This window comes from Mesorhizobium sp. M0960, assembly GCF_040319055.1.
Lineage (GTDB): Bacteria > Pseudomonadota > Alphaproteobacteria > Rhizobiales > Rhizobiaceae > Mesorhizobium.
Genome location: NZ_JAMYNN010000001.1, coordinates 289,497 through 300,628, shown reverse-complemented (window position 1 = coordinate 300,628; position 11,132 = coordinate 289,497). Strand labels below are relative to the sequence as shown.

General features: G+C 62.5%; 10 protein-coding genes, 1 other RNA gene and 1 pseudogene. 1 reads left to right on the top strand and 11 read right to left on the bottom strand.

Features of this window, described 5'->3' with window-relative positions; all coding sequences use genetic code 11:
* Positions 1–4: 4 nt before the first annotated feature.
* From mraY to mraZ, 7 genes are read right to left on the bottom strand one after another with little or no spacing between them, the layout of a single operon-like run.
* Entirely contained in the window at positions 5–1,087 is a 1,083-nt protein-coding gene (gene mraY / locus NKH63_RS01630; protein WP_023721204.1) for a phospho-N-acetylmuramoyl-pentapeptide-transferase, read from the bottom strand.
* A 24-nt stretch (positions 1,088–1,111) separates the two neighbouring features.
* On the bottom strand, positions 1,112–2,545 hold the full coding sequence (locus NKH63_RS01625) for a UDP-N-acetylmuramoylalanyl-D-glutamyl-2,6-diaminopimelate--D-alanyl-D-alanine ligase (RefSeq protein WP_023721205.1): 1,434 nt from the start codon (positions 2,543–2,545) through the stop codon (positions 1,112–1,114).
* On the bottom strand, positions 2,542–3,996 hold the full coding sequence (locus NKH63_RS01620; RefSeq protein ID WP_023721206.1) for a UDP-N-acetylmuramoyl-L-alanyl-D-glutamate--2,6-diaminopimelate ligase: 1,455 nt from the start codon (positions 3,994–3,996) through the stop codon (positions 2,542–2,544). The genes NKH63_RS01625 and NKH63_RS01620 overlap by 4 nt, the downstream gene beginning before the upstream one ends.
* Positions 3,997–4,050: 54 nt before the next feature.
* A complete protein-coding gene (locus NKH63_RS01615) occupies positions 4,051–5,778 on the bottom strand; it encodes a peptidoglycan D,D-transpeptidase FtsI family protein (RefSeq protein WP_352481539.1) in 1,728 nt (575 codons plus the stop codon).
* A 14-nt stretch (positions 5,779–5,792) separates the two neighbouring features.
* A complete protein-coding gene (ftsL, locus tag NKH63_RS01610; protein ID WP_023676771.1) occupies positions 5,793–6,170 on the bottom strand; it encodes a cell division protein FtsL in 378 nt (125 codons plus the stop codon).
* Positions 6,171–6,174: 4 nt separating this feature from the next.
* Positions 6,175–7,206, bottom strand: coding sequence for a 16S rRNA (cytosine(1402)-N(4))-methyltransferase RsmH (gene rsmH, locus NKH63_RS01605; RefSeq protein ID WP_352481540.1), 1,032 nt, complete (start codon positions 7,204–7,206; stop codon positions 6,175–6,177).
* Positions 7,203–7,661 (bottom strand): division/cell wall cluster transcriptional repressor MraZ, encoded by a 459-nt coding sequence (gene mraZ / locus NKH63_RS01600; RefSeq protein ID WP_352481541.1) that lies wholly within the window; start codon positions 7,659–7,661, stop codon positions 7,203–7,205. Before mraZ ends, rsmH begins: the two co-directional genes overlap by 4 nt.
* A 406-nt stretch (positions 7,662–8,067) precedes the next feature.
* Between mraZ and NKH63_RS01595 the strand changes: the two genes are divergently transcribed.
* Positions 8,068–9,183 (top strand): cystathionine gamma-lyase, encoded by a 1,116-nt coding sequence (locus tag NKH63_RS01595; RefSeq protein WP_352481542.1) that lies wholly within the window; start codon positions 8,068–8,070, stop codon positions 9,181–9,183.
* Positions 9,184–9,192: 9 nt separating this feature from the next.
* Here the strand turns inward: NKH63_RS01595 and NKH63_RS01590 are convergent.
* The 4 genes and pseudogenes from NKH63_RS01590 to NKH63_RS01575 all read right to left on the bottom strand — a co-directional run bounded on the left by NKH63_RS01590 (position 9,193) and on the right by NKH63_RS01575 (position 11,119).
* Positions 9,193–9,485: pseudogene (locus NKH63_RS01590) on the bottom strand (type II toxin-antitoxin system RelE/ParE family toxin).
* The gene (locus NKH63_RS01585; RefSeq protein ID WP_352481543.1) at positions 9,482–9,766 is read right to left on the bottom strand and encodes a type II toxin-antitoxin system ParD family antitoxin; all 285 of its coding nucleotides are present in this window, start codon (positions 9,764–9,766) and stop codon (positions 9,482–9,484) included. The pseudogene NKH63_RS01590 and the gene NKH63_RS01585 overlap by 4 nt, the downstream one beginning before the upstream one ends.
* Before the next feature lie 151 nt (positions 9,767–9,917).
* Positions 9,918–10,316, bottom strand: an RNA gene (gene rnpB, locus NKH63_RS01580) — RNase P RNA component class A.
* Positions 10,317–10,375: 59 nt separating this feature from the next.
* Positions 10,376–11,119 (bottom strand): lytic transglycosylase domain-containing protein, encoded by a 744-nt coding sequence (locus NKH63_RS01575; RefSeq protein ID WP_352481544.1) that lies wholly within the window; start codon positions 11,117–11,119, stop codon positions 10,376–10,378.
* Positions 11,120–11,132: the final 13 nt, after the last annotated feature.

Sequence of the window (11,132 nt, the reverse complement as noted above, 5' to 3'; positions counted from 1 at the left end):
CCTCCTATCTGAGCTTCAGGGTCGACAGCCCGACCAGCGCCAGAATGACGGCGATAATCCAGAAGCGGATCACCACCTGGCTTTCGGTCCAGCCGAGCTTTTCGAAATGATGGTGGATCGGCGCCATCAGAAAGACGCGCTTGCCGGTCATCTTGAAATAGCCGACCTGGATGATGACCGAGAATATCTCGACGACGAACAGGCCGCCGACGATGACCAGCACGATCTCGTGCTTGGTCGCCACCGCGACCGTGCCGATCAGCCCACCCAGCGCCAGCGAGCCGGTATCGCCCATGAAGATTGCCGCCGGCGGCGCATTGAACCACAGGAAACCGAGACCGGCACCGATCACCGCTCCGAGGACCACGGCAAGCTCACCGGTGCCGGGAACGAAATGGATCTGCAGATATTCAGCGAACACCGCATTGCCGGAGAGATAGGCGATGACGCCGAAGGACGCCGCCGCGATCATGATCGGCACGATCGCCAGCCCGTCGAGGCCGTCGGTCAGGTTCACCGCATTGCCGGCGCCGACGATGACGAAGCACGAGAACGGGATGAAAAACCAGCCGAGATTGACGAGAAACTCCTTGGCGAAAGGGAATGTCAACGATGACGAGAACGGCACCTGGCCGTTATGCATGATCACCCAGGCGGCGATGCCGGCAATGACGAATTCGAGCCCGAGCCGCGCCTTGCCGGAAAAGCCGAGATGCGATTGCTTCGTCACCTTGAGATAATCGTCGTAGAAGCCGATCGAGCCGAACCCCAGCGTCACCAGCAGCACCACCCAGACGTAGATGCTCGACAGGTTCGCCCACAGCAGCGACGAACCGACGATGCCGGACAGGATCATCAGTCCGCCCATTGTCGGCGTTCCCGCCTTCTTGAAATGCGTCTGCGGCCCGTCGGCGCGGATCGGCTGGCCCTTGCCTTGCCGCAGCCTCAGCGAATTGATGATGGTCGGTCCGAAGATGAACACGATCAGCGCCGCTGTGATCAGCGCTCCGCCGGTGCGGAAAGTTATGTAGCGGAAGACGTTGAAGACCGAGATCTTGTCCGCAAATTCGACGAGCAGTGTTAGCATGCGCTTGCGTCCCCCGGACCGATCCTAGGTCTGTCTGCTGGTTGTGGCTTCCGCCGGAAACTTGCCGAGCAACGCCTCGACCAGCTTTGAAAAGCCTATGCCCTTCGACGATTTGATCATGACCACGTCGCCGGGCTTCAATTCCGACAGAAGCACCGGTTTCAGATCTTCCGCGCCGGCGCGGTATTCCGTCTTGATCTCGCCCGGCAGCACGTCGGCCAGCGCCCGCATTTCCGGGCCGCCGAGGAAAACCGTGCGCGTATCGGTGCCGACGATCAGGTCGGCAAGCGCGGCATGCAATTTCGCCGAATGGCTGCCGAGCTCGAGCATGTCGCCAAGCACGGCAATGCGCCTGCCCTCGCCCGACACCGGTGTGGTGTTGAGCAGTGCCATTGCAGCGGTCATCGACGCCGGATTGGCGTTGTAGCTCTCGTCGATCAGTGTGATCGGCCCCTTGGGATGGCGCAACACATAGCGTTTGCCGCGTCCGCGTTCGGGCGAAAGATCGGCCAGCGCCTGCGCAACCCTGGTGACGTCGGCGCCGACCAGATGCGCGGCACCCAGCACGGCCAGCACATTCTGCACCATATGGCGGCCCGGCGCGCCGATCCTGGCGACAATCTCGTGTCCGCCAATCTTGGCGGCTATCACGGAGTGATCGGCATTGAGCTCGCATTTGATCAGTTTGAAGGTCGCCCGTGCATTCTCGCCGAACCCGTAGACATGCTCGACGCCCGCTTCTTTCGCCATCTTCTCCAGCAGCTTCCAGCGCTGGTCGTCGCGGTTGAGAAGGGCGGCGCCACCGGGCTCCAGTCCCTCGAAAACCTCTGCCTTGGCCTTGGCGATCTCGTCCAGGTTGCGGAAGAAGCCGAGATGAGCGGCCGCGATCAGCGTAATGATGGCGACATGCGGCCGGACCATTTTGACGAGGGGCCGGATCTCGTCCGGATGGTTCATGCCGATCTCGAAGACGGCATAGTCGCAATCCTGCGGCATGCGCGCCAGTGTCAGCGGCACGCCCCAGTGATTGTTGAACGACTGAGCCGATGCATGCACCGTACCGACCGCGGACAGAGCGTGGCGCAGTGCTTCCTTGGTGGTGGTTTTGCCCGCCGAACCGGTCACGGCAATCACCCTCGCCTTCGAGCGTGCGCGCGCCGCAACGCCGAGCTTTTCCAGCGCGACGAGCACGTCCTCCACGACGATCATCGGTGCCGTCAGCCGCCCCAGCGACGGCAGCTTGCCCTCGGCGACGACAAGCACGCCGGCGCCCGCCTTGATGGCGGCGGTGACGAAATCATGGCCGTCCATCACCTCGCCCTTGATGGCGAAGAAGGCGTCTCCCGGCTGCAGGCTGCGGCTGTCGATGGAAATGCCGGCGATGCCTTCAGGCATCGGACCGAGCGGCCGGCCATCCATGGCGGCAACCAGCGCCTCGGAGGTCCACAGATAGCTCACGCCGCTTGCTCCCTGAGCGCCGAGCGAACTTCCTCATGATCGGAAAAATGCAGCGTCTCGGTGCCGATGGTCTGGCCTTCCTCATGGCCCTTGCCGGCCACGATCAGCGTGTCGCCAGCGTGAAGCATCCCGACTGCCTCGTGGATGGCCTTGCGCCGGTCGCCGATCTCGATGGCGCCAGGTGCGGCCTCCAGGATCGCGGCGCGGATCGTCTCGGGAACTTCCGAGCGGGGATTGTCGTCGGTGACGATGACGACATCGGCCAGCCTTGTGGCGATCTCGCCCATGATCGGCCGCTTGCCCCGGTCACGGTCGCCGCCGCAACCGAATACGACGATGACGCGGCCGGTGGTAAAGGGACGCACCGAAGCCAGCACGTTTTCCAGCGCGTCCGGCTTGTGCGCGTAGTCGACATAGACCGGTGCGCCATTGGCGGCCGTCCCAACGAGGTCGAGCCGCCCCGGCGCACCCTTCAATTTCTCTAGCGCCATCAACGCCTTGGCAACAGATGTTCCAGTCGAAATGGCGAGGCCCGCCGACACCAGCGCATTGGCGATCTGGAAGTCGCCCGCCAACGGCAGGTCGACTTCATGGAGAACGCCGTCAACTTCGACCTCGGCGCGTTGGCGGTGGCGCTCGTGCTCGACCCGCTTCAGCCGCAGGAAATCGCCGTGGCGGCCGACCGTCAGCACGTTCAGTCCCGCTGCCCGGGCCGCCTTGATTGTCGGCTCCGACCACGGGTCGTCGGCAAAGATGACGGCCGGCGCGCCCTTCGGCAGCAGCGCATCGAACAGACGCAATTTGGCGCGATGATAGTCCTCGACCGTCGGATGATAGTCCATATGGTCGCGGCCGAGATTGGTGAAGCCGCCGGCCGCAAGCCTGACGCCATCGAGCCGGCGCTGGTCGAGGCCATGGCTGGACGCTTCCATCGAGGCGTGGGTGACGCCGGCCTCCGCCAACTCCTTGAGCAGCCTGTGCAGTGCCACCGGATCCGGCGTGGTCAGCGAGCCATATTCATTGCGGCCCGGCGCCACCACGCCGGTCGTGCCGATCGAAGCGGCGACCAAACCCGCCTGCTCCCATATCTGTCGGGTGAATGCGGCGACGGAGGTCTTGCCGCTGGTGCCGGTCACCGCGACCATGGTTTGCGGTTGCTTGCCGAAAATACGGGCAGCACTCAGCGCCAGCGCAAGGCGCGGATCGTCTACGACAAGAACCGGAACTGGCAGCCCGGCGACCGCACTGCCCTTGCCGACAACAATCGCGGCAGCGCCGCGGCTCGCGGCATCGGCGGCATAGGCTGCGCCATCCGCCTTGGAGCCGGTGAGCGCGAAAAAGACAACACCCGGTGTTACCTGGCGGGAGTCCGACGAAATCCCTGTAACCTCCATGTCGAAGGAAGCTGTCCCCTCGACAGGCAGGATACCGGCTAGATTTTTCAGCTTCATCGAACCCCGTTCATCGCAACAAAATAGCGCGCAGTTGCCGGCGCGCCCCAAGAATCACTGATAGGAAACCAGCGTTGCACCATTTTCATGGCTGAAATCTGGCTTCACGCCAAGCATGGAAGCCGCACGTCGGATGATGTTTGCAGCCATGATGCCCGCATTCGAGGCAGCCGTGGCACCCATGCCGGGCTTTTCCGGCTTCGGTTCGTCGGCGATCGTAAGCACTATGTATTGCGGATCGTCCATTGGGAAAGCCGCAACGAAAGCGTTGAAATTCTTTTCCTTCGAGTAGCGGCCGTTGACGACCTTCTCCGCCGTTCCCGTCTTGCCGCCCACCCGGTATCCTGGCACCCGGGCATTGCGGCCGGATCCCTTTTCGGCATTGAGGGCATAGAGATAGCGCATGCCCTCGACGGTCTTGTCGCTGACCACTTTCTTGGCCACCGCCATCGCCTGCTCCTGCGTGCGCGGCAGGAAGGTCGGGTCCATCAGATAGCCGCCATTCATCAGCGCGGCGCAGCCGACCGCCGTCTGCAGCGGGGTCGTCGACACGCCGTGGCCGAAGGCGATGGTAATCGAATTGACCTGCTTCCAGACCTTGGGCTCGGTCGGCCGGGCGACTTCCGGCAGTTCGGTCTGCATCTTCTCGAGGATTCCCAGGCGATGCAGGAATTCGCGGTGTCCGTCGATGCCAACCGCTTCGGCTTCCTTGGCAGAGCCGATATTGGATGAGTAGATGAACACTTCCGGCACCGACAGCACCCGGCCCTTGCCATGGAAATCATGGATGGTCTGATGGCCGATCCTGATCGGGCGCGATGCGTCGAAGCGGCTTTGCAGCGTTATCTTGCCGGAATCGAGCGCCATGGCGGTGGTGAAGCTCTTGAAGGTCGACCCCATTTCGTACAGGCCGGCGGACATACGGTTGAGCCGGTCCTTGTCCTGCGCGTTATAGGGGTTGTTCGGATCGAAATCTGGAACCGACGCCATCGCCAGCACCTCACCGGTCTTGACGTTGAGCACGACGGCACCCGCCGCGATCGCATGGTACTTTTCCATGCCGGTGGCGACCTCGTCACGTACGATATGCTGGACGCGCAGATCGATCGAGAGCTGGACCGGCTTCAAATCCTTGGCCACCGCCAGGCCCGACGCCTGAAGATCGCTCAAGCCCTGTTCGTCGATGTATTTCTCCATGCCGGAGATGCCCTGGTTGTCGATGTTGGTGAGGCCGACAATGTAGGACGAGGTTTCGCCGGCCGGATAGAACCGGCGCTTTTCGGTGCGGAAGCCGAAGCCGGGGATGCCGAGCTGCATGATATCGGCCTGCTGCTTCGGCGTCAGTTGCCGCTGCAGCCAGACGAAGCCGGCGCCGCTCTTCAGCTTGTTGTATGTCTGCTCGTAGTCGATCTCGGGAAGCACCGTCGACAGCTTTTCGATCGCCTCGTCGGCATCGACGATGCGGCGCGGTTCGGCAAACAGCGACGCCGTCTTGATGTCGGTCGCCAGCACTTCGCCGTTACGGTCGACGATGTCGGGCCGCGATGCCGTCACCCGGCTCTGCGGCCCGCCCGACAGGTCGGGGTTCTGGAAACCCAGATAGACCAGCCGCCCGGCAATGGTCGAATAGATACCGAAGAACACCGCCATCGTCATGACAATGCGGGTCCTGCCCTTGCCACCGGTTGCCTTGCGGGCACCTTCGACCACGATCGATCCGCCCGCGCCGGGCTTCGAACCGCGCTTCAGCAGCCTGCCAACCTGTGGAAATCTGGCGGCCATTGGAAATCCGGTGATCATTGGACGATGCCTCCGGTCACCACCGGATCCTTGCCGCCAATATCAGCCATGCCGCCCAGTCGCTGCGATGAAAGGTCCTCGATGTTGACGGGTTTGGCCGGCAGATCGTCCAGCCCGACGATCTGGCGCGCATTGACCGGCTCGAGTCCGAGTTGCGATTTGTAGATTTCGGTGAGCTTCTGCAGGCGCGACGGCTGGGTAAGCAGGCTCCAGTCCGCCTTGAGCAGGTCGATCGTGTCCTCTTCATAACGGATCTGCGCCTGGATCTTGTGCACTGCCGCCAGTTGCTCCTCGGCCTCGCGCTTGGTCTTGTAGGTCAAGGCAGCCGCCGAAACCATGACGGCGATCAGGACTATGTCGCTGGTACGAAACACGTGTTCACCTCTCTCCCGGTCGATCGGCACCGGGAAGCTTTGGGCCAGGCAGTTTTGGCAGGCCGAAAATCGAAAAATCACCAGCGCGCGCCGGCGCCTCTGTACGGATCGCAGCGCGCAGCCTTGCCGAGCGCGCCCGCGGATTGGCCGAAATCTCGGCATCGCCAGGCGTCACGCCGCTGCCCTTCTTGGTGAAGGTGGCGGTGCGCGCCTGCGCCTCGGGCAGGTGCCGCGATCCGGTCGCTGAATCAGCTCTGTCGGCGATGAAGCGCTTGACCATGCGGTCCTCCAACGAATGGAAGGTCACCACGGCAAGCCGCCCGCCCGGTTTCAGCACGCGCTCGGCGGCAAACAGCGCCTTTGCCAGTTCGCCGAGCTCGTCGTTGACGAAGATGCGCAGCGCCTGGAAAACCCGGGTGGCTGGATGGATCTTGTCTTTCGGCGCGCGGCCGATATGCGTCTCGATGGCATCGGCAAGGTCGAGCGTGCGCTCAAAGGGGCGTTTTTCGCGACGGCTCTCGATCATACGGGCGATGCGCCCAGCATGGCGTTCTTCGCCGAGAAAACCGAAGATGCGGGCAAGATCGCCCACCTTGAAAGTGTTGACGACGTAGGCGGCGCTCAGGCCCGCCTGCGCCATGCGCATGTCGAGCGGTCCATCGGCGCGGAATGAAAAGCCGCGCTCCGGCTGGTCGATCTGCATGGAGGAGATGCCGATGTCGAGCACGACGCCATCGGCACTTTCAACCTGCTCGTCGAGCGTTGAGAACGGTGCCTGGACAAGCCTGAGCCTGCCGCCGGACTGCTGTTCAAGGGTCCGCCCCGCCGCGATCGCATCCGGATCGCGGTCGATGGCGACGACCGAGGCTCCGCTTGCCAGAATGGCCTTCGTGTAGCCGCCAGCACCGAACGTGCCGTCGACGATCACCTCGCCTTTTATCGGCGCCAGCGCCTCCAGAACTTCGGCAAGGAGGACCGGAATGTGACGGGCTGGTCCGCCAACGGCATGAACTTCATCGCCGTCGCCCGCCATCATTCCGGCCGCTCCCCGGGCTTCGTCCCCTGCCGAAGCTGCAAAAGCCGGGCGCGAGCTTCCGTCCCATAGGCGCTGAGCCGTCCCGGCTCCCAGATCTGAAAGAAATTGCCGCGGCCAACGAAGGCCACTTCCGCTGAAATGCCGGTATGCTCGCGAATGAAATCGCTCATCGTGATACGGCCGTCCTGGTCGAGCTTCAGAAACGTTCCATCGCCATGGCAGAAGAACGACATGTCGTCCGCCGCCTGCAGGAACGGGTCTTCCTGCGCGATGCGCTGCTCGTAGCGATCGAGCAGGTCGAGCCCACCGACATCCATCGCCGGGCGATCCAGGCAGCGTAGCGCATAAAGTTCCGAATAGCCGCGTTTCTGCACAACGGCACGGAAATGCGCCGGCACGGACACCCGTCCCTTCGCATCGATCCTGTTCACCGCGTTCGACAGAAACCGGTCCATTACGCCTTACGGCCGCTTGCGCCGCCGCACCCCTCTGCATCTTCCTGTCCGCGCCGCCCCGGCCCGGTCGCCGTCCAAAGCCCACTTCATTATGACGGGCGAACGCAGGCAAACGCGCAGCCGCCGCGGCTGCCCGATTGGCGTACGCTTCACCCTGACACGGAACGAAGGCTTGAGTATCGGAATGGGATATCATGGGGTGTTATGGGCGTCAACGGGAACAGTCTTCAAAACGCGCCTGCCACGACTGGGGAGAGCAGCTTTGACGGCACTCCCGTCTTTATCGTCTATTAAGCCTAACGAAGCGTTTAGAGCCGTGTGGCCCAACCGGAGCCGACTTGCTGCGGATCGCTGCCGCGCATAGCCTCGGCATCTCCTTTTCCGGTCAGTAACGAGGTTTGAAATCATGTCCGAAACAGCCAAGTCACGCGCCGCAGCACTTCCCCATCTGCGCCGCGGCGGGCTGGCCAAGGGCGAGCCGATCCCCTTGCCCCTGACCATGGCCGCCATCTTTCATGCGCCCGGCGACGCCACCGGCTTCGATCAATATGGCCGCTTCAGCAATCCGACCTGGGATGCGGTCGAGCACATGCTGGCGCATTTGGAAGACGCCCCATGCGTCGCCTTTCCCTCGGGAATGGCTGCCATCTCGGCGGTATTTTTCGGCCTGCTCAAAGCCGGCGACCGTATCCTGCTGCCGTCCGACGGTTATCATACGACGCGAGCGCTGGCAGACCGTTTCCTGAAATCCTTCGGCGTTGCCTACGATGTCCGGCCGACGTCGAGCTTCCTCGACGGCGGCTTCGACGGCTATCGGCTTGCCTTCGTCGAAACACCCGCCAACCCAGGACTGGACATATGCGACATCGCAGCCGTCGCCGAAGCCGTGCATAGAGCGGGTGCGGTGCTTGTGGTCGACAACACGACGATGACACCTTTCGGCCAGCGCCCGCTCGATCTCGGCGCAGATATCGTCATTGCTGCCGACACCAAGGCACCAAACGGCCATTCCGATGTGCTGTTCGGCCATGTCGCCAGCCGCGACGCGGACATTATCTCGAGGGTGACCGACTGGCGCGAGACGTCGGGCGCCATCCCCGGGCCGTTCGAGGCATGGCTGGTGCATCGCGGCCTCGAAACGCTGGACGTGCGCTTCGACCGCATGTGCACTTCCGCAGAAATGATAGCGCGACGGCTGAAAAACCATCGCGCGATCAGCGGCTTGCGTTTTCCGGGACTGGAGAGCGACCCATCGCACAATCTTGCCCGCGCCCAGATGGAGCGCTTCGGATTTCTCATCTCGTTCGTGCTCGCCTCGGAGGACAAGGCCGAGGATTTCATCAACAACTGCGCGTTGATGCAGGCAGCGACATCGTTCGGCGGCGTACACACTTCGGCCGAACGGCGATCAAAAAGGGGAGATGCCGTTCCGCCCGGCTTCGTTCGCTTGTCGATCGGCTGCGAGCCGGTGGAAGAGCTTTGGCAGGCGATCGAGACGTCGCTAGACCGCATCGGCACCTGAGCAGCGCGACTACGAATTCAGATCGCCGGCGTCGATCTTGCGCCGGCCGTGGAGAACGCGAACGATTTCGATCGCCTCTTCGCGGACACGATACAAAGTGAGGTATTCGCCGACGATCAGGTGACGGATGCCGGGCGCAATGTCTTCGCGCGGTGCACCTGAGAAGGGATGCAGGGTCAGCAAATCCACCGCCTTTGCAAGAGATCCACGAGGCGAATCGCCGCATTTGGATTCTGTTCGGCAATGTAGTCGACGATGGCTTCGAGGTCGATCAATGCCTGAGGAAGCAGGCGATATTTCACTCCTCAAGGCCTTTGGCCTCGGCCATTTTCAGATATTTGGCGCGCAGCCGTTCCATGATTGGCGGCCCGTCCAGCGCCGGTCCGCTGTCGATCCCCTCCTGCGCCATCTTGCGCAATTCCTCGACCGTGTAGCCGAGCAGGTCGCGCCTGTCCTTCCATTGCCTCAGTGCGTCACGGATCACCTCGCTCGCCGAGGCATATTCGCCGGCGGCGACCACGTCGTCGACTGCCGCGGCCAACTCCGGCGACAGCGTGATGCTGCGTTTATCGACCTGTCCCATGACGCGCTCCTGAATATCGTCATCAACTGGTACGATTTAATCGCACCATTTTCAAGGAATGTCGCGCTCGATTGCGGGTCGAAAAGTGAATCAACGGCTGCGCCCGAAGACGTAACCTGCTGATATCAGGAGATTTCCTTTTATCGGGGAAACTGCCAGCTGGCCTGTAAGCCGGGTTCTGTATGGCCCTCGCCCCTTACGGGGCGAGAACGTGGCGGCCATTCATCTTGGGCGCATGTTGCCATGCGCCTCACGCAACCTACCCGGACGGTGAGCCGGAAACAGCCCTCGAGGGTTTCCCCTCGCACCGCCCCTATTCGGTCTTGCTCCCGGTGGGGTTTACCGTGCCGCTCCTGTTGCCAGTCGCGCGGTGGGCTCTTACCCCACCCTTTCACCCTTGCCACGATTAGATCGTGGCGGTTTGCTTTCTGTGGCACTTTCCCTGGGGTCGCCCCCGCCGGCCATTAACCGGCACCGTGTCTCCATGGAGCCCGGACTTTCCTCACCCGCAGCCTTTCGGCTTCGCGGGTGCGGCCGCCCGGCCAGCTGGCAAGGCGTATAAAGGGGTTCAGGCCCGAAAACGCAAACGAAAAAGCAAGTTATCGCTTGTCAGGCGGGCGCTCCAAGTGCTGCCAGTTGCACCTTGACCTTGCCGCAATAGGCTGCGGACACCGGGTTCATCCGTGTGGCGCCGTGGCCGGCATTGTATTTCAGGATCGTGCCGCAGGTCGTGCCGCCGCCGAGATCCCGCGCCATGGCAAGGTACTTCATGCCGTATTTGATGTTGGTATCGGGATCGTAGAGACCCTGAACCGAACCGCTATAGCCCATCATTCTTGCCGTCGCCGGCTTGATCTGCATCAGGCCGATCTCGCCGGCGCTGCCGACCTGGTTCGGCTGGTAGTTGCTCTCGATCTTGATGACGGCATTGGCGAGCGACACCGGCACGCCGTAGCTGGCGGCATATCGCGCAATGATCGCCGAATACTGTCCGCTGCCGCCGACAACCGCCGCCTGGGGCGCTGGCCTGCTCTTCGGAGCGACTGACGCCGTTGCCATACGGTCGATGCGTTTGCGGTTACGCTTCACATGCTGTTTGGAGATTGTCTTTCTCGCAGCGGTCGGCCTTTTCGCGGAGACTGGCTTTTTCGTTCTTACCGCGGCCGCTTTTTCCACTTTTGCGGTGGTGGTCTTCTCTACTTTTGCACCACCTTTCGGCATGGCGGTTTTGCCGGCTGCGGCACTGAAGCCCTGATCGGCCCGTTGGCTCAGCGGTGCGCCGTTCGCCGCGCTGAAGGCAAAAGTCATTACGCCGGCAGCAATGGCTGCCGTTAAAACGGTCAATTTCTGCATGTGATCCTGTTCT

What these genes read in the sequence shown, in the direction of transcription:
- mraY (WP_023721204.1), bottom strand. Translation starts at nt 1,087, where the DNA reads ATGCTAACACTGCTCGTCGAATTTGCGGACAAGATCTCGGTCTTCAAC.
- NKH63_RS01620 (WP_023721206.1), bottom strand. Translation starts at nt 3,996, where the DNA reads ATGAAGCTGAAAAATCTAGCCGGTATCCTGCCTGTCGAGGGGACAGCT.
- NKH63_RS01615 (WP_352481539.1), bottom strand. Translation starts at nt 5,778, where the DNA reads ATGGCCGCCAGATTTCCACAGGTTGGCAGGCTGCTGAAGCGCGGTTCG.
- rsmH (WP_352481540.1), bottom strand. Translation starts at nt 7,206, where the DNA reads ATGATGGCGGGCGACGGCGATGAAGTTCATGCCGTTGGCGGACCAGCC.
- mraZ (WP_352481541.1), bottom strand. Translation starts at nt 7,661, where the DNA reads ATGGACCGGTTTCTGTCGAACGCGGTGAACAGGATCGATGCGAAGGGA.
- NKH63_RS01595 (WP_352481542.1), top strand. Translation starts at nt 8,068, where the DNA reads ATGTCCGAAACAGCCAAGTCACGCGCCGCAGCACTTCCCCATCTGCGC.
- NKH63_RS01585 (WP_352481543.1), bottom strand. Translation starts at nt 9,766, where the DNA reads ATGGGACAGGTCGATAAACGCAGCATCACGCTGTCGCCGGAGTTGGCC.
- NKH63_RS01575 (WP_352481544.1), bottom strand. Translation starts at nt 11,119, where the DNA reads ATGCAGAAATTGACCGTTTTAACGGCAGCCATTGCTGCCGGCGTAATG.